Origin of the sequence: Kitasatospora sp. GP30, from assembly GCF_029892145.1 — a bacterium.
Lineage (GTDB): Bacteria > Actinomycetota > Actinomycetes > Streptomycetales > Streptomycetaceae > Kitasatospora > Kitasatospora acidiphila.
In genome coordinates this window covers 1-16577 of sequence record NZ_JARZAH010000035.1, presented here as the reverse complement: position 1 = coordinate 16577, position 16577 = coordinate 1, and the positions used below count along the sequence as shown (strand labels likewise).

15 protein-coding genes, 1 tRNA gene and 4 pseudogenes are annotated in these 16577 nt (G+C 69.2%); 7 read left to right on the top strand and 13 right to left on the bottom strand.

The features are described 5' to 3' along the window. Positions 1-242 precede the first annotated feature (242 nt). The 6 genes from P3T35_RS31930 to P3T35_RS31905 form a co-directional block, all read right to left on the bottom strand. The gene (locus P3T35_RS31930; RefSeq protein WP_228718763.1) at positions 243-1019 is read right to left on the bottom strand and encodes an ABC transporter ATP-binding protein; all 777 of its coding nucleotides are present in this window, start codon (positions 1017-1019) and stop codon (positions 243-245) included. Positions 1020-1062: 43 nt separating this feature from the next. Beyond that, positions 1063-1995, bottom strand: a complete 933-nt coding sequence (locus P3T35_RS31925; RefSeq protein ID WP_280708765.1) for an ABC transporter permease — start codon at positions 1993-1995, stop codon at positions 1063-1065. 144 nt (positions 1996-2139) lie between these two features. Next, entirely contained in the window at positions 2140-2985 is an 846-nt protein-coding gene (locus P3T35_RS31920; RefSeq protein WP_101384865.1) for a glycosyltransferase, read from the bottom strand. 152 nt (positions 2986-3137) lie between these two features. Then, the gene (locus P3T35_RS31915) at positions 3138-3875 is read right to left on the bottom strand and encodes a CDP-alcohol phosphatidyltransferase family protein (RefSeq protein ID WP_280708807.1); all 738 of its coding nucleotides are present in this window, start codon (positions 3873-3875) and stop codon (positions 3138-3140) included. 85 nt (positions 3876-3960) lie between these two features. Then, complete coding sequence (locus P3T35_RS31910) at positions 3961-5022, bottom strand: iron-containing alcohol dehydrogenase family protein (protein WP_101379215.1); 1062 nt, start codon at positions 5020-5022, stop codon at positions 3961-3963. Beyond that, on the bottom strand, positions 5010-5765 hold the full coding sequence (locus P3T35_RS31905; RefSeq protein WP_101379216.1) for a phosphocholine cytidylyltransferase family protein: 756 nt from the start codon (positions 5763-5765) through the stop codon (positions 5010-5012). Before P3T35_RS31905 ends, P3T35_RS31910 begins: the two co-directional genes overlap by 13 nt. Positions 5766-6527: 762 nt before the next feature. On the opposite strand from P3T35_RS31905, the gene idi reads away from it, so the two are divergent. Next, positions 6528-7169 carry an isopentenyl-diphosphate Delta-isomerase gene (gene idi / locus P3T35_RS31900; protein ID WP_101379217.1) on the top strand — a complete coding sequence of 214 codons (642 nt, stop codon included), beginning with the start codon at positions 6528-6530 and terminating at the stop codon, positions 7167-7169. Positions 7170-7179: 10 nt separating this feature from the next. On the opposite strand, the gene P3T35_RS31895 is transcribed toward idi, so the two are convergent. Further along, positions 7180-7593, bottom strand: a complete 414-nt coding sequence (locus tag P3T35_RS31895) for an ATP-binding protein (protein ID WP_101384866.1) — start codon at positions 7591-7593, stop codon at positions 7180-7182. A gap of 443 nt (positions 7594-8036) precedes the next feature. Here P3T35_RS31895 and P3T35_RS31890 point away from each other — a divergent pair. After that, positions 8037-8121: transfer RNA gene (locus tag P3T35_RS31890), tRNA-Leu, on the top strand. A gap of 406 nt (positions 8122-8527) precedes the next feature. On the opposite strand, the pseudogene P3T35_RS31885 reads toward P3T35_RS31890, so the two are convergent. The 4 genes and pseudogenes from P3T35_RS31885 to P3T35_RS31870 all read right to left on the bottom strand — a co-directional run bounded on the left by P3T35_RS31885 (position 8528) and on the right by P3T35_RS31870 (position 12542). Further along, positions 8528-9652, bottom strand: a pseudogene (locus P3T35_RS31885) (integrase core domain-containing protein). Between the two features lie 451 nt (positions 9653-10103). Then, the gene (locus P3T35_RS31880) at positions 10104-11033 is read right to left on the bottom strand and encodes an ADP-ribosylglycohydrolase family protein (protein WP_101379218.1); all 930 of its coding nucleotides are present in this window, start codon (positions 11031-11033) and stop codon (positions 10104-10106) included. After that, on the bottom strand, positions 11030-11626 hold the full coding sequence (locus P3T35_RS31875) for a hypothetical protein (protein WP_180356342.1): 597 nt from the start codon (positions 11624-11626) through the stop codon (positions 11030-11032). Before P3T35_RS31875 ends, P3T35_RS31880 begins: the two co-directional genes overlap by 4 nt. Before the next feature lie 46 nt (positions 11627-11672). After that, positions 11673-12542, bottom strand: coding sequence for a tetratricopeptide repeat protein (locus P3T35_RS31870; protein WP_348533447.1), 870 nt, complete (start codon positions 12540-12542; stop codon positions 11673-11675). A 389-nt stretch (positions 12543-12931) separates the two neighbouring features. Between P3T35_RS31870 and P3T35_RS31865 the strand changes: the two are divergent. Further along, positions 12932-13446 (top strand): annotated as a pseudogene (locus P3T35_RS31865) (ISAzo13 family transposase); the annotation flags it as partial. Positions 13447-13459: 13 nt separating this feature from the next. Here the strand turns inward: P3T35_RS31865 and P3T35_RS31860 are convergent. Together P3T35_RS31860 and P3T35_RS31855 are read right to left on the bottom strand one after the other, a co-directional pair. Beyond that, the gene (locus tag P3T35_RS31860; RefSeq protein ID WP_143676740.1) at positions 13460-13741 is read right to left on the bottom strand and encodes a hypothetical protein; all 282 of its coding nucleotides are present in this window, start codon (positions 13739-13741) and stop codon (positions 13460-13462) included. A 247-nt stretch (positions 13742-13988) separates the two neighbouring features. Next, positions 13989-14318, bottom strand: coding sequence for a hypothetical protein (locus P3T35_RS31855; RefSeq protein WP_101379220.1), 330 nt, complete (start codon positions 14316-14318; stop codon positions 13989-13991). A 40-nt stretch (positions 14319-14358) separates the two neighbouring features. On the opposite strand from P3T35_RS31855, the pseudogene P3T35_RS31850 reads away from it, so the two are divergent. The 4 genes and pseudogenes from P3T35_RS31850 to P3T35_RS31835 form a co-directional block, all read left to right on the top strand. Next, a pseudogene (locus P3T35_RS31850) lies at positions 14359-14680 on the top strand (GNAT family N-acetyltransferase); the annotation flags it as partial. Between the two features lie 220 nt (positions 14681-14900). Next, a complete protein-coding gene (locus tag P3T35_RS31845) occupies positions 14901-15521 on the top strand; it encodes a hypothetical protein (protein WP_101379221.1) in 621 nt (206 codons plus the stop codon). 20 nt (positions 15522-15541) lie between these two features. Further along, positions 15542-15673, top strand: coding sequence for a hypothetical protein (locus tag P3T35_RS31840; RefSeq protein WP_280708759.1), 132 nt, complete (start codon positions 15542-15544; stop codon positions 15671-15673). Between the two features lie 109 nt (positions 15674-15782). After that, positions 15783-16419 (top strand): annotated as a pseudogene (locus P3T35_RS31835) (integrase); the annotation flags it as partial. Between the last annotated feature and the right edge of the window lie 158 nt (positions 16420-16577).

Here is a 16577-nt window from a genome sequence, read left to right as displayed (position 1 = left end):
CCCCCGGGGGCGGAACCACACCGCTCCTGGGCCCCCACCCTTTCACTTTCGGCCACCTGTCGAAAAGACCGCCCCCCGGCGCGCCGATCGTGCTCACTCGCGCGGCTCACACACCCGAAGCGCGCCAGGCCGCACACGCGCGGAGCCGGTGCCCGGGCCGCCCTGGGGACGTCCGAACACCGGCTCCGCGCGGTGTCAGGGGGCCTGTGCGGCCCGCTGCGAGCTACTCCGCCGTGTGCGTACTACGGGCGCTCGCCGCGCTCGTACATGCCGACCACCTCGTCGGTGGGGCCGTCCATGATCAGCTCGCCGGTCTCGATCCAGATGGTCCGCTCGCAGGTGTCCCGGATCGCGTTGTTGTTGTGGCTGACCAGGAAGACCGTACCGGCCTCCTTGCGCAGCTCGCGGATCCGGGCCTCACTGCGCCGCTGGAACGCCTGGTCACCGGTGGACAGCGCCTCGTCGATCAGCAGCACGTCGTGGGTCTTGGCCGCCGCGATCGAGAACCGCAGGCGGGCCGCCATGCCCGACGAGTAGGTGCGCATCGGCAGGTTGATGAACTGGCCCTTCTCGTTGATGCCCGAGAAGTCCACGATGTCCTGGTAGCGCTCCTTCACCTGGGCCGGGCTCATGCCCATCGCCAGGCAGCCGAGCACCACGTTGCGCTCACCGGTCAGGTCGTCCATCAGCGCCGCGTTCACGCCCAGCAGCGACGGCTGGCCGTGGGTGTAGATCGCGCCCTTGGCGGTCGGCAGCAGGCCGGCGATCGCCGACAGCATGGTCGACTTGCCGGAGCCGTTGGAGCCGATCAGACCGATCGCCTCGCCCTTGTAGGCGGTGAAGGTGACACCGCGGACGGCGTGCACCTCGGTGATGGCGGGCGAGCGCTTGCGGCTGATCAGGCGGGAGAGCGCGGAGGTGGCGCTGCCCTTGCCGGCCGAGGCGCCGTGCACCTTGTAGACGATGTGCACGTCGTCCACGACGACGGTCGGGACGCGGGTCTCCTTGGCGGCCGCGATCGCCTTGGCGTCGCGCTCCTCGCGGTCGGTGGTCAGGGTGGTGTCAGCCACGGCCGTACTCCTCCTCCGCCTTCCAGAAGAAGACATATCCGATGACGAACAACACAACGGCCCAGACACCGGCCATGGCCCAGATGTGGTGGGGCAGCACCTGGTTGTGGCTGGGGTACCTGTGCGGGCTGTAGATGGTCGGCATCATCGCGTGCCGCACCAGCTCCATGAAGACCGATGCCGGGTTCGCCTGCATCACGAAGCGCCAGAACGGCGACCACTTGTCGACGTGGTCCGCGATGCTGTACATCACACCGGAGGTGTACATCCAGGTGCGCAGGATGAACGGCATCAGCTGCGAGATGTCGCTGGTCTTGGCGCCGACCCGGGCCATGATCAGGGCCAGGCCGGTGTTGAACATCGACTGCAGGACCAGCGCCGGAACCAGGTAGATCCAGTCGACCGAGAGCGGGTAGCCGAAGCCCAGCACGATGCCGACCAGCACCACCATCGAGATCAGCAGCTGCTGCAGCTGGATCACGGTGAAGGCGATCGGCATGCAGGCGCGCGGGAAGTGCAGCGCCCGGATCAGGCCCAGGTTGTACGAGATCGCCCCGGTGCCGGACTGGATGGCGCTCTGGGTGAACTGGAAGATGAACACGCCGATACACATCCAGGGGATGTAGTAGGGCATGTCACCGCGGTTCTTCAGGATGACGCCGAAGACCAGGTAGAACACCGCGCAGTTGAGCAGCGGAGTGACGACCTGCCAGACCTGGCCCATCTTGGCGGTGGTGTACTGCGCCACCAGGCGGGCCGTGGCGAACGCCATGATGAAGTGTCGCCGCCCCCACAGCTGCTTTGTGTAGGCGAGCAGTCCGGGCCGGGCCCCACTGACCGCCAGGCCGTACTTATCGGCGAGCTGCTTGGGGGTCAGCCCGGTATCAACACCTCCGGGGAGGGAGAGGTTGACTGGTTCACTCACTGTCGACACATTCGTCCTTCACGAATCGGAAGTCCGGCTGCTGGCCGGGGGCAGTCGCCGGGTCCGGAATGGGCTTGGAACCGGAGTCCCAGCGGATCACGGGTATTGCCCGAGCGGCGGTGTGATGATCCGCCGAACGGGCGATCAGATGACCGGCGGTCTGCCCAGCCTGGTCAATCGCCATACAGTACGCCATCGCATGGGCCGCCGCTCACCCGCAGGTGTGCGCCAGCCCTCCCGGAACCCTTGCCGCCATGCCTTCCATGCCTCCCCCGAGGGCCGGCGGACCAGAGTGAGCAGAATCCAGGTGCACAGGTAGAGAGGCACCAACGGGGCCGGAAGGTTCCGCCGGGCCAGCCAGACCCGGTTGCGTGCCACATTGTGGAAGTAGGCGGCATGCCGGGCCGGCGAGGTGGTGGGGTGGTGCAGCACGATGTCCGCGCGGTAGTCGATCGACCAGCCGGCGTCCAGCGCCCGCCACGCGAGGTCGGTCTCCTCGTGGGCGTAGAAGAACTCGGCGGGCAGCTGCCCGGCCTGCTCGAACACCGTCGAGCGGACCGCACTGGCGCCGCCGAGGAAGGTGGTGACCCGCGACGACTTCAACGGGTCGCTGGCCCGCAGCCGCGGCACGTGGCGGCGCTGGGTCTGACCGGTCTGCGGGTCGGCGATCCGGAAGCTCACGATGCCGAGCTCCGGGTCGGCGGTGAAGGCCTCGCGCAGCAGCCGGGCCGAGTCGGTGCGGGGCAGGCTGCCGTCGTCGTCCAGGAAGAGGACCGCGTCGACGTCCCGCCCGTTCGGGCCGAACAGCTCGATGCCGACGTTGCGCCCGCCCGGGATCCCGAGGTTCTCCGGTAGCTCGACGGTGCGCACGCCCGCCGGCACCGGCGGCATCGGGACGCCCTGGGAGACCACCGCGAGCTCGACCGCCGGGCCCTCCTGGGCCAGCACCGAGTCGATCAGCGCGGCCAGCTCGGCCGGGCGGTTGCCCATCGTGATGATCACCGCGCCGAGCTTGAACCGGTCGGCGGCGGTCGCGTGAGCGGCGGTGGCGTCGGCGGTCGTCTGGGCGGCGGTGGCGTCGGCGGCGGTCGTCTGGGCGGCCGTCGCGTCCTCTCCGCTGTTCGACCCGGTGGTGGCGGCGCTCATCGCAGCCTGCTGGAGAGGACGATGCTCAGCAGGTGCAGCACGGTCTGCAGCATGGCGATGGCCGCCAGCACCACAACCGCCAGACGGGTGAAGAACAGCCCGCCGTGCACCTGGTCGGCGATCCCGGCCGCCAGGATGAAGAGCGAGGCCTCGACCGCGCCGACCAGCCGGTGGAACTTGAGGAGGGACGCCACGCGGCGGGCCTTGGCCACCGAGGACGAGCGCGGCACCGAGGCGCTGTCCTCCACCGCGGTCAGGCCGCTGCGGGCCCGGGCCACGTCCACCAGGTCGGTCTCCGACTTGATCAGGATCGCGCCGAGCGCCGCCAGGGTGCCCAGGAAGGCCCACACCCAGTGGCTGTTGTGGCCATTGCGGTGGAACAGGTCGGCGGCCCGCAGACCCAGGCCGGTGAGCAGCGCGGCCTCCGACATGTAGTGGCCGACCCGGTCCAGGTAGACCCCGGTCAGCGAGGTCTGCCGGCGCCAGCGGGCCACCTCGCCGTCCACGCAGTCGAGCAGCAGGTAGACCTGGATCAGCACGGCACCGACGATCGCGCCGGCGATGCCCGGGATGACCAGCCCGATGCCGGCCAGGATGCCGGTGAACATCATCAGGTAGGTCAGGCCGTTGGGTGTGATCGCGGTGACCGTCGACAGCACCCGGGTGATCCGCAGCGAGATCTTCCGCATGTACAGCCGCCCCGCCCAGTGCTCGGCGCTGCGGCGCTGCAACATCCCCTCGGGATGGATGACGGCGCGCAGCTCCTCGATCGAGGGCCGCACCGTGAGGTCGACCGGGGGGTGGGTGGCTGAGCGGGACTCAGCAGTTGACGGCTTGGACATAGTCGGCGTACGCGTCCCTGATGGCTGTTGGGGAGAGGTCAAGGTGCTCGAGGATGGTGAAGCGACCCGGACGGGTATTCGGAGCGTAGTGCACCGCCTCGGTGAACTCCGCCTCGGTGAAACCGATCTGATCGGCGGTCACCGGCAGCCCGTGGGTCCGCAGGCAAGCGACGATCAGCCCGGTCAGCTCGCGGTCGCCCCGCAGGTGGCTGGCGAAGGCGGCCCCGAGGCCGACCTGCTCGCCGTGCTGGGCGGAACGCTTGGGATAGAGCACGTCCAGGGCATGGGAGATCTCATGGCAGGCACCCGACGAGGGCCGGGTGCTGCCTGTGATGTTCATTGCGATGCCGGACAGTACCAGTGCTTCCGAAAGCGCTGTCAGCAGGTACGTCTCCGGGAGCCTGCCCGGGTGCCGGAGGATGTTCTCCCCGGCCGAGCGGGCCATCGCGACGGCCAGCCCGTCCACCGCCTCACCGGTGACCCGGTGCGACAGCTCCCAGTCGGCGCAGGCGGAGATGTTGGAGACCACATCACCGATCCCGGACGCCACGAACCGCTCCGGGGCCTGCTGGATCACGTCCAGGTCGACCACGATGCCGATCGGCGAGGGCACACCGTAGGAGCCGCGCCCCGCGTCGTTGTCCAGGATCGACACCGGGGAGCAGATGCCGTCGTGCGCCAGGTTGGTGGCGACCGACACCACGGGCAGTCCGACCCGGGCGGCGGCGTACTTGGCGGCGTCGATGATCTTACCGCCGCCCAGGCCCACCAGGACGTCGTAGTGGCCGCCGCGCATCGCCTCGGCCAGGCGCACCGCGGCGTCCAGGGTGCCGTCGTCCACCTCGTACCAGTCGGCCGCCGGCAGCTGCGGCTCCAGCCGCTCGCGCAGCCGCACCCCGGTGCCGTTGCTGATCGCCACCGCGATCCGGCCGGCGCTGGAGAGCCGCTGGTCCGCGAGGATGCCGGCCAGCGCGTCCAGGGCGCCGTGCCGGATCTCCACGAAGAGCGGGGAGGGGACCAGCCTGGTCAGTACCGGCATGCGATCTCCCGGGCCTTGGCGAGGTCCTCGTGGTTGTCCACCTCGACCCAGGCGACCTCGCCGATCGGCTGCACGTCGATCCGCAGCCCGCGGTCGGCCATCTCCTGGTAGCCGTCCTCGTAGTAGAGCTGCGGGTCGCGCTCGTAGGTGGTGCGCAGCGCGTCGGTGAGGTCGGCGGCGGCCGTGGGGTTGATCACGGTGAGGCCGATGTACTCGCCGGTCGCCTCGGCCGGGTCCATCAGCTTGGTGATCCTTTGCACACCCTTTACCGGATCGACGACGACCTTCATCTCCTCGTCGGCCAGCTTCTTCACGGTGTCCAGGGCGAGCAGGATGCCCGGCGCCCGACCTTCGGTGATCATCCGGTCGTTGCCGTCCAGCAGGGTGCGCTGCACCGAGGCGGGGTGCACGGTGTCGCCGTTGGCCAGCAGCAGGCCCTCGTGGAAGTACTCGCGGGCGCACCAGAGCGAGTAGGCGTTGTTCCACTCCTCGGCGCGATCGTTCTCGCAGAGGGTGAGCTTGACGCCGTACTTCTGCTCCAGGGCCTCCTGGCGCTCCGCCACCGCCTCCTTGCGGTAGCCGACCACGATCACCGCCTCCCGCAGGCCCACCTCGGCGAAGTTCCCCAGGGTGAGGTCCAGCACGGTCTTCTCGCCGTCCACCGGTACCAGCGCCTTGGGGAGCGTGTCGGTGTACGGGCGCAGCCGGCGGCCGGCTCCGGCTGCCAGGACGAGGCCGATCATGCGGGGTCTCCTGTGGGTCGTCGGGCCGGGGGTGGTTTGGTGGCTTGGTGGCTTGGTGGCTTGCCAGACCAGGGGCGGTTTGCCGGACCGGGGCGACCCGTCAGACCAGAGGTGGCTTGCCAGGCCGGGGTGGTCTGGCAGGCCGGAGGTGGCTTGCCGGACCGGAAGTGGTCTGGCGGACCACAGGTGGCCGGTCAGACCGGAAGTGGTCTGGCAGACCGGGGTCGGACCATCGGACCAGGGGCGAACCCGGATCCGGATCACCTCAGCCGGTAGGGCAAGGCGGCCGCCGGAGGCGGCGAGCCGCCGCCGCAGGCCGGGGCAATGCCATCAGTGATGGTAGGCGACTCCTTCGACCAGCCCGAACGCTGGTCCGGCAAGCCGTACGCCGAGTGACCGAGTGGTGCACGATCTGTGGACGAATTTTCGAGCCCAGGGGGCGCGTATGCAGGCGTGCGCCCCCTGGAAGCGCCCAGGTACCGGGCTTGTGCGTCGAATCCGTCCGCGCGCGCCGGGCATGCGGCAGACTTGGGCATCCGAAGCCCTCCGTACCCGGTCCGTCCGTTCCGGGGCGGGGGGCGCCTGCTCGCTTGAGTAGCTGCTCACTTGAGCGGCCGCTCGGTCAGCTGCTCGTCGCCTTACCTAACCTATTAGTTACTCATTGCCTTAACTGTTCCCGTTCATAGGACCGGGGGGGCTTGCCCGGATGGTGCGTCTGACGCACCCGGGTAGCGGCGCCGGTCCCGTGCCGAAAGAGGTCCAATGCCCGAGAGCCGACCGACCAGCCTGGCCACAGCCGCCGCCCCCGCGGACTCCGCGACCTCGGCTGCCTCTGCGACCTCCGCGGGCGGAGCCGACGCGGGCGCGCCCGAGATCCTGTTGGAGCTGGTGGACGGCCAGGGCGTCACCATCGGCACCGCGGAGAAGCTCTGGGCGCACCAGCAGCCCGGGCACCTTCACCGGGCCTTCTCGGTCTTCCTCTTCGACAAGCAGGGCCGCCTGCTGCTGCAGCGCCGGGCACTGGGGAAGTACCACTCCCCCGGCGTCTGGTCCAACACCTGCTGCGGCCACCCCTACCCCGACGAGCCGCCGTTCGTCGCCGCGGCCCGCCGCGTCGCCGAGGAGCTCGGCGCCGCCCCCGCACTGCTCTGCGCCGCCGGCACGGTCCGGTACGACCTGCCCGACGAGGCCTCCGGGCTGATCGAGCGAGAGTGGAACCACCTGTTCGTGGGCCTGATGACCGACGAGCTGCGGCCGGACCCGGACGAGGTCGACTCGACCAGCTTCGTGACCGCCGAGGAACTGAAGCAGCTGCAGACCGAGAAGCCGTTCTCGGTCTGGTTCAACACCGTCTTCGAGGCGGCGCTGCCGGGGATCCGCGAGATCGCGGGCCACGACTGGTGAGGACGGGCTCCTAGCCTTCCTTCTCCACACCTGGGAGCGGCAGCGCGGCCCAGATGACCTTTCCGCCGCTCCCGGTCTGCTCCACATCGCAGCAGCCACCCGCTGCCAGGCTGATGCTCTTCACCAGCATCAGCCCGCGCCCGCCGGTCTGCTCCTCGTCGCTCTGCACCGCCTTGGGCCGGTGCGGGTGGCCGTCCTCCACCGCCACCCGCACCCGGCCGTCCCCGATCTCCAACTCGCAGACCACCTCCGGGGTGAGCAGCGCGGCATGCGCGACCACGTTGGTCACCAGCTCGGAGACGATCAGCAGCACTCCGTCGGTGACATCCGCGTACCGCTCCCCGACCAGCCCGCGGGCCCGCAGCAGATCCCGCACCGCATGCCTGATCCGGGGCACCGACGACTCGTGCGCCGCAGCAGCCATCCGCCACACGCCGTCCGGCTCGCCGTCGCCGACCCGTCCGCCGTCACCGACCCGTCCGCCGTCCGGCTGCTCGACCTCGGTGAGGCTGATCGCCGTCACGCTGGTCCGCTCCACGTCCTGCCACCCTTCTGAGGAACTCGGGTCGCCGGGGAACGGGGCGTTCCGTTCAAGGCTCCCCTTTCGCCCCCCGAGGCTAGGAGAGCCGCCCAGCCGGCCACGCAAGGTCGAGGAACTTGCCCCTGCCAGACCGTTTTCGCCCACCTGCGCCCACATCTGACCGCCCCATGTCCACCCCGCCACCCCACCCGCCCGCAGAACCGTTCATCCCCGTCTCACCCCGCCACCCCACCCGGGGAACCCGCAGGTGAGACCCACTCCAAAAGCCTGCTAATGTTCTCTCTGTCGCCACGGGGACCACGCAAAACCCCCAAGGCACACACCCAGTCCGGGTGGCGGAATGGCAGACGCGCTAGCTTGAGGTGCTAGTGCCCTTTATCGGGCGTGGGGGTTCAAGTCCCCCCTCGGACACGACCCATTCACCAACATTGTTGGTAAGGGAATGCAGGTCAGGAGCAATCCTGACCTGCAATTTGCGTTGTGCGTGGTTGTAGTCGCAGTGCAGGCCGAGAGCGGCGTAGGTCTGGCGCTTGATTTCGGGGTTGGCGTCGCGCAGGACGTCGACCATGCTGCCGGCCTGGTCCACGAGGTCGGTGATCTGCCGCTCGGTCAGAGCTTGGGTGCGGCGGGTGCCGGTGGCGGTGCGAAGGCGGGCTTCGGCTCGGGCACGTTGGGCTTCGGTTTCGGCGATCCATCGTGTGATGGGCGCGGTGGCTCCGGGGTCGGCGGTGGTGAGGGCTTCGCGGTAACGGGCGAGGTCGCGGTCACAGGTGGCGATCTCGGCGCGTTGCGCCTGCCGAATATTCGTCCACCCAGGTCAGGCTGCATGTCGGTGCTCGTGGATCACTCCGCCGAGCCGGTCGTGTCGGCGTATGTCCAGACGGGCGATTCGCCCGGGATCGGTGATCGGTTCGGGGACCGCGCGTAGGGGCGCTGCCTGGTTCATGGCCTGATGGGGCCGGTGCCCGTTGCGGTGGTGCTCGAACTCGCTTAGCGCGTACCGCAGGTGGCGCTCGTTCCAGATCAGGGTCCGGTCCAGCAGCTCATGGCGGCAGGTCTGCACCCAGCGCTCCATGACGGAGTTCATCCGGGGTACACGGACACCGGAGAGCACGACCTGGATGCCGGCGTCGCCCAGGATCTGATCGAAGAGGGCCGGGAACTTCGCTCCCGGTCGCGGATCATGTAGCTGACAGCGCCTCCGACGTCCTTGAGGTCCATGACGAGGTTTCGGGCGGCCTGACCTACCCACTGAGCGGTGGGATGCGCGATGGCGCCCAGGATGTGGACGATGGGGGCACCTCCCGGCCGAAGGCTGGGGGAGGGTGGCGTGCTCGATGACCGCAAGGATGTACTGGCGTTGGCCGGTCAGGGTGACGGTCTCGATGAAGTCGCACGCCAGGATGGCGTCGGCCTGGGAGCGCAGGAAGTCGGCCCAGGTGGTGGCGCTGCGGTCGGGTGCCGGGTCGAGGCCCTCGGCTTTGAGTATCTCCCAGACGGTGGACGCGGCAATCTTGATGCCGAGAGCGGCGAGTTCGCCGTGGACGCGCCGGTACCCCCACGCCGGGTTCTCCCGCACCAGGCGCAGGATCAGCACGCGGATAGAGCGAACGGTGGGCGGACGACCAGGCCGCTTCGGTTGGCAGGTGCGAGCGTGACGCTGCTTCATCAGGTCGCGATGCCAACGCAGCACCGTGTCCGGTCGCACCAGCAGCCGCAGGCGGCGCAGCACCTCGCGCGGCAGCGGGGCGAGGAGCGCGGCGAGGAAGACGCGGTCCTCCGGAGCGAACCTCGCCTTGTCCCCACCGAGCTGCCGCTCAAGGACAGTGAGCTGATGGCGCAGTGCGAGGACCTCCACATCCTTCTCGCGATCACTCATCAGCAACAGCCGCAGGGCGGCGAACGCGTTGGTGACCGTCAGGTATGCCAGGCGAAGCAACACGAGTGATCATCCTGCCGCAACCCTCAAGCACGCTCCCGACCTGCATGGATGGCATTCTCGGCGGGCGCACAGTCGGCCGGCCGTCGGATCACCCGGCGCCGACAGTGCACCCTGGCCACGCCCGCGTTGCAGCAGCCCTTCGAGCGTGCCGATCGGCGCGTATACCCACTCATCGTCTGAATCGTCGTTCATCGCGCGGAGCATGCCCGATTCCCAGCGCCGTCGCCAACCGGTTTCAGAATCGAGAGGACGCCCCTCACGCGAGCCTCGGCAGTCAACGCGCCAGGGCTACTGTGAAACATGGGCATTCGCGAGCTGGTGTCCAAGCGTCCTACGCTGCCTGTCCTTCTGGGGGCTTGGCGGTAGGCATGGTCACCAGTGACCACCCGGACGCCGACGGGGGCTTCCTCACTCACCACCTGACCGCGCCAGCCGGCTGGACCACGGCCGTTCAGACGGCGAGGCGGTGTGCCATATCGATGAGCTCCGGCAGTCGCAGGACCCGTCCGCCGTGGCCGGGGAGAGGTACGTGGAGGGGTTCCGTCCAGCGGGTGGGGATGGCGTCGAGGCCGTACATTGCGCCCGCCAGGCCGCCGGTGACGGCGGCGACGGTGTCGGTGTCACCGCCGAGGTCGACTGCGACACGCACGGCCGCCTCGAACGACGTGGTGGTGCGTACCGCCCAGACGGCGGAGCCCAGGCAGGGCCAGACCGCGCCGTTGACCTCGGTGGCGTCGTCCGGATGCCAGGTCGGCGCGAGGACGGTTTCGTAGCGCTCGCGGTGATGGGGACTCACGTGGGTGAGGACCTCAGGGATGCTCGCCAGCGGATCGTCGCCCTCCAATGCCAGACGGACCAACTCGTGAAAGATGGCGGTGCCTTCCCAGGCCGCGCCGTCGCCGTGGGTCAGGGCCGCGATCTTGCGGGCGGCGTCCATCGTCGCCTGCCGACCGTCGTGTGCGAAGTACACCGCCGAGGTTGCGGCCCGCATCAGCGAACCGTTGCCGGCCGCGCGCAGGTTGACCTGGGAGTGGACGGCTGCGGCGAGGTCCCACGGCATGCCGTTGGTCAGGACGTCCTCTGTTTGCAGCCCGATGTCCTTGGGCTCGGACGCGGCCCAGCGCTGGAACCGGGCGAAGATGTCCGGCAGGTCCAACCCGCCGCGCTCCAGCAGCGACTCGGCGACCATGACGGCCATCTGCGTGTCGTCCGTGGCCTCGCCGATCTCCCAGCCACCGCCCCCACACATCTCGCCGCCGAGAGCCGATGCGGGGAAGCGGCTCGAGAATGCGCCGGCAGGGCCGAACTCGAACGGGGCGCCCAACGCATCCCCCGCTGCGGAGCCGACCACGGCTCCGGCCGCACGCTGATTGTCGATCACATCGTCAGGCTACCGGGACCCTCGCCACCTCTCGGCCGTCCCGCTGCTCTCAAGTCGGGTGCCCGCTCCGGTGGTCGGCCAGCGTAGGGCCTCGTCATCGGGCCGGTCGGGGCTGGGGACGTGGAACGGCACGCCGAGGTGGTCAGCAAGTGCCCGTCCCACCCGCTCGGCCTCCCGGGCCTCGGGCCAGGGCGGGACAGTCCCGTTGAGCAGTCGGATGTCGCCGCCATGCCGACCAGCGCGAGCTGGTGTTCACTCTGCGGATCGTCCGTGAGCGCGAGCAGCACCACGAACCAGCCCTCGGTGTCGCCGTCCCACAGCGCCTCGATCGCCACCAAACGTCCGGGAAGCGCCCCCACAGCGGCGGTCAACACGTCGAGGTCCAGCGGCGGGGTCGGGGCGCCCTCGAAGCCCCGCCTCAGCACGTGGTACCGCTCGGCCACCACGTCAACGCACGCGTACAGACCCGGCTTCGGCTCCGGACAGCCCTCCCGCAGCACCTTGACCGCCCACATCCGCCGATCCTGCCGCACCAGGCCATCGACCTCGGCAAGGACGGCCTCCGACAGCGCGGACCAGATCGCAGACTCCATGTGCTCATTCACCGCTCGGCCCCCAACTCCTTGCCCTCAGGCATGTTCAGCCGACGAGTTCCAGATCCCGCCAGGCTCGCCCGGGGCCGCCGCCGGCCCAGGTGTCGAGCAGGCTCCGGACCTCGTCCGTCAGTGCCGCGAGCGAGACCTGCTGCGTGCCAGCCCGGACACTGCGCTCCTGCTCGTGACTGCCCTCGCTGCAGCACTTGCACAACAGGTTGACGCTGCTAGCCGGTTCCGCTCCAAAGCCCCGCTCGGCGAACAGCTCGACCAGCGCCTCCAGATCGTCCGGCGCCGGAACGGTCAGGGTGGCGGCGTGCGTCGGCAGGTCGGAGGGCTCGAACAGCATGATCTCGTCGAAGACACTGTGCCGTTGGCCGTCGACGATGCGCTCGCCGGTCGGAGCCCCGTCGTGCAGCACGATCTCACCGAACCGGCGTCCCGGCGTCACCGGGACACTGACAACCCGTGCCCGCGTCGGGCACAGCCGCTGCGCCCAGACCACCTCGTACTCACCAGCGGTCTCCAGCCGTACGCAGGCCATCCCGAAGCGGCCGACGATCTCGCCCTCGCCTTCAGGCAGTGTGATGCCGAAGCCTGACCAGGCGTCACGGGCCACCGGCCATTCGCGCAGCACGGTCGCGGCGATGCCCAGGTTCCAGTACGCGGGGTCGCCCTCCCCGCGCGGCGCCCGGGCCGCGGCCTCCTTGCCGAGCTCGAACGCCTTGTCCCAGTTGCGGAGGAACTTGTGTGCCAACGCGGCGTCGAACCACCAGATCCCACTCGGCTTATCGTCGGGGTAGTACCGCAGCACCTCCTCGTAGCGGTCGGCGGAAAGCTGCCACTGCTCCGCCTCCCAGGCTTCCCGAGCCTGCTTCAACAGAGCCTTCGCCTCACCTTTGCGCACCGACGCCACTCCCCCGATCAATCGCGTCCAGGCCTGTCACCTGGGAATCCACCGCCGGAGTGTGCCACGGCCGGACCCCAGCGACTCCCAGGGGGTACGCAGAGCCCGGGCACCCTCGACCTGTGGGCCGGTGGCCGGCTGGATCGCGGATCAGAACCGACAGCGCCTACGCCCCAGTCGCCCGCACCGAGCCGGTACTGGCCCTCCTGATCCGCTCCAGCGCCTGGGCACCGAGATGCGAGAGACGGTGGAAGGACCGGCGGCCGCCGAAGCGGACCCGACACCCACCGTCACCCGCCCTCGAGGCGGCCCGCACGCCCCCGCTCCGGCACGCCAGCAACCGCCTGTCATTCCCGGGGCGATCGACCATCAGGTCCCGCCGCCGTTGTACATCGGCGACGGGAGTCGCCATCGGCGACGCGCAGATGGCGGCCCTGCCACTCACACGGCACGCCTTCCACGGCGACTGGAACTACGTCCTCCACCCCAGCCGGCCCCGACCATCCCGGCCACACGAACCCCACAGCCGCCCAAGCCGAGCTGGGACCCCGCCCTGCTCTCCGACCCCTCAATGACCGGAATGTCCGAGCAGCAACTGGACGAACTGACCCAGATCCTGGCCCCACTTGGCGACAGCCGGCGCGGCCGCCCACCCCGACTCGCCTTCCCCAACCAGGTCCTGGCCGCCGTGATCCACCTACGAGTCAACCTCGCCGCCGAACCCCTCGCCGTCCTGTTCGACAGCAGCCGAGCCGCCATGCACCGCACCCTCCTGAAGATCAGAAGACTGCTTCAGGACAACGGCATCGTTATCCCGCCGGCCACCAACCCGCCCGCCGCCCTCAAAGTCCTCCAGGACCGAGTCATCAACCAAAGCCGCAACCCCAACAACAAGACCAAGACAACATGTTGATGATCTGCAAGCCCTAAGGGCTGTCCCGCAACGCTGGGCTCGTCGGTGGCGCACGCCGCTGACGAGCCCCCTTCGCGCCAATGGGATGGACGATCAGCAGCAGGATCGTGATCTGGAACAGTACGTTGGCGACGCCCGTGGCGATCGTGGAGACGCCGATGAACCGGGACTTGCGAACCCATGACAGCCCCTCGCGGGTCCGGCCCAAGAAGGATTTCGGTCGGGTGAGCGTGGATTGGGCAGGGAGGGGGGCAAAGTTGCCCTTCAGGGCGGAGATCGATCCGATGGAGAGCACGTAGGAGGCGAGGTTGCCTAGGAAGGGCGCCCAGCGCGCCCAGCTGACGAGTCGACACCGAGACGGCCTCGGCCTCCTCGAGGTTGTCCACCTCGCGGCGGGGGTCGCGGATCTCGTCGGCGAAACCGCATCGTCTGCGCGACGAGCCTGTTGCCCTCGGGGTGAACGGCGGTCTCCCAGTCTTCAGAGTGCGTTTGCGCCGCATTGCCGCTTCTGTCTCCATGGTGGGCCGTGTCGCGCGGTGACTCTACCGCCCACCGACGAGTGCGGTGATCGGTGTCCACGCCCAGCTCCGACTCGCCCGGCAGGAGCTGTACGGTGCGGTCGCGGTGTCTGCCCGCGGCCACGCGAGAGCGCCCTGGATTGTCGCGGCTGGGGTCTGCCCGTGGAAGTCGCTGCAGGCCATGACGTCGAATGTGAGCTTGTCTCCGAGCAAGGACGAGAGCCGGTGCCCCTCCACCTCGGAAATCTCGACGGACACGTCGTCCCGGATGAGCGCCTTCGCCACCGCGGCCACGTAGTAGCCCAGGGTCCGCTGAAGCGACTCCGCCTCCACCTCGTCTACCGCGTCTTCCATTCCGTTCCTCCCTCGGCAGCCTTCTGTCGCTCCGTCAGTCTTCGTCGACACCGCCGACCCGGCATGCTGGAGGGCTGCCCTGGAACGGGCAGGACATGGTCGGCGTCGCCCTCTGCTCCATCCGCCGTCACGACCACACCGTGGGCGAGGTGGAAGAGCTGAGTGTCCGGACGGACCAGCGACGCCTCGGAATCGGCCGGGTCCTGCTACTGGACGGGCTGCGGAGCTTTCGCGAGCAGGGTGCAACGACCGCTCGGCTGTTCACGGGCACGGCAAATCCGTACCGGTCCTACGACCTTTACGAGGGTGTGGGGTTCCGGTGCCGGAACGAGTATGTCCGCTACCGCAAGCCGCTTGCTTGATCGACCGGCCATTGGGCTGTCGGGTCAGTCCACAGGATTTGACAATGCCTCAGCGCCCGGAAAGCAGAGGTTGTTGAACTGCCCTCGTTTCCCTTGAAGGAGTCCTGAAGTCCTGGCGCGCAGCTCTGTTGCAAGCCTGTGACGCCCACCGCACCTGTCCAGGATGCCCCGTGGGGCAACCTTGTCCAATCGTCGAACACCGTTCCGGGGGGGAACTCTCATGCCCGCTCGCGCCCGCCGCGGCACCGCCGCCGCCCTCTCAGCCGTCACCGGCGCCGCGCTCCTGCTCACCGGGTGCGGCCCGGACGGCACCGCCGCCACAGCCGGCAGCACCACGCCGACCAGCGCCACCACCATCGTGGCCGGCGCCTCCCCGTCGCACCCGCCGCGCCCGTCCGCCAGCCCGTCTGCCAAGCCGCGCCCGTCCGCCAGGCCCTCCAACGCTCCAACCGGCAGCAGCACCAGCCCGACCGCCGACTGTACGACGCGGGCGGAGGCCGACTTCGGCCCGGTGATCCAGCTCACTGCGGCGACTGCCACCGGAACCTCCTTGACGGCGCAGAAGGCCGAGTTCGTCTGCGGCCCCGACGTCCCGGACGACGGCTACTGGCAGGGCGCCGGCAGCACAACCCAGTACACCCTCGCCCCCAACGCCACCTTCGAGCTGTTCGACAACCAGCCGGTCACGGTCTCCAAGCAGGTCTTCCTCCAGGTCGCGAGCGGCTGCCTGACCAGCCCGTCGGCAGTACCGCAGCCCCACCGCTGCTACGGCAACCTGTACGCCGTCACCGTCGGCCCCGGCAACACCATCGCCTCCGTCAGCGAGCTCTTCCACCCCTGACCGACACCGCGCCGCCCCGGATGCGCACTACTTCCCGCACAGACGGCGCGTATCCGAGCCGCCGGCCTTACGGCCTCCCGCCCAGCGAGGACTCGGACGACGACCAGAACACCAGCAACGACGGCGCACCGATGGAGAAGGTGACCGAATGAAGCGCACCACCGCAGCCGTACTGATGACCGCCGGCCTCCTCTGTCGGGCTCGGAAAGTCATCGCCGCAGGTGGCAGCGATAGAGCGACCTCGGTTGGCACCATGTCCGCGTGATCGTTTTGCTGATTTACAAGGTGGCCGCAAGCTGTTGTCCGTGCCCGGGGTGCTGCTGCGCCGCGACACCGCCAAAGACGCGGAGCTGCTCGTGCTCCGGCACGAGAACGCTGTCCTGCGCCGCCAGATATCCGGCCCGCTCCGCTACCAGCCCGCGGACAGGTTCTGGCTGGCAGCGCTCTCCAGCCTGATACCCCGTCACCGTTGGCGGGCAGTCTTTTCGGTCACTCCCGGCACGCTGCTGGCTTGGCACCACCGACTCATCACGGCGAAGTGGGACTACAGCACACGGCGCACCCGCACCGGGCGACCGCCGACCAAGGCAGCACTCAAGAAGCTGATCCTGCAGCTCGCCCGAGAGAACACGAGGTGGGGCCACAAGCGGATCCAGGGCGAGCTGGCCCGTCTCGGGCACCCGATCGCCGCATCCACGGTGTGGGAGAGCCTCCATGCCGCCGCCATCGACCCAGCCCCGCGCCGCACCGGCCCGTCCTGGCGCGAGTTCCTCACGAACCAAGCCAGGGCATCCTCGCGGCGGACTTCCTCCATCTGGACACCGTGCTCGGCCAGCAGCTGTACGCGCTGGCATTCCTCGAACACGGCACCCGACGCCTGCGCATCACCGGCGTCACCTGTAGGGCTCTGTTGCCTAATTCCGTGGTTGCTGGGGATGCTGCTGGCTGGGTTTTGAGAGGCCGGGGGTCTTGGTGTCGGTGCAGCCGCGTTCGTGGCCGGCGGTTCCAGAACAGACGGTGGTGGTGGCCCGTGCGGCGTTTCCCAAGGGTGTGCTG

Bases quoted from the DNA above. Each gene is read 5' to 3' on its own strand.
- P3T35_RS31920 (WP_101384865.1), bottom strand. From the start codon at position 2,985: ATGGGCAACCGCCCGGCCGAGCTGGCCGCGCTGATCGACTCGGTGCTG.
- P3T35_RS31915 (WP_280708807.1), bottom strand. From the start codon at position 3,875: ATGTTGCAGCGCCGCAGCGCCGAGCACTGGGCGGGGCGGCTGTACATG.
- P3T35_RS31910 (WP_101379215.1), bottom strand. From the start codon at position 5,022: ATGCCGGTACTGACCAGGCTGGTCCCCTCCCCGCTCTTCGTGGAGATC.
- P3T35_RS31905 (WP_101379216.1), bottom strand. From the start codon at position 5,765: ATGATCGGCCTCGTCCTGGCAGCCGGAGCCGGCCGCCGGCTGCGCCCG.
- idi (WP_101379217.1), top strand. From the start codon at position 6,528: ATGCCCGAGAGCCGACCGACCAGCCTGGCCACAGCCGCCGCCCCCGCG.
- P3T35_RS31895 (WP_101384866.1), bottom strand. From the start codon at position 7,593: ATGGCTGCTGCGGCGCACGAGTCGTCGGTGCCCCGGATCAGGCATGCG.
- P3T35_RS31875 (WP_180356342.1), bottom strand. From the start codon at position 11,626: ATGGAGTCTGCGATCTGGTCCGCGCTGTCGGAGGCCGTCCTTGCCGAG.
- P3T35_RS31855 (WP_101379220.1), bottom strand. From the start codon at position 14,318: ATGGAAGACGCGGTAGACGAGGTGGAGGCGGAGTCGCTTCAGCGGACC.
- P3T35_RS31845 (WP_101379221.1), top strand. From the start codon at position 14,901: ATGCCCGCTCGCGCCCGCCGCGGCACCGCCGCCGCCCTCTCAGCCGTC.
- P3T35_RS31840 (WP_280708759.1), top strand. From the start codon at position 15,542: ATGCGCACTACTTCCCGCACAGACGGCGCGTATCCGAGCCGCCGGCCT.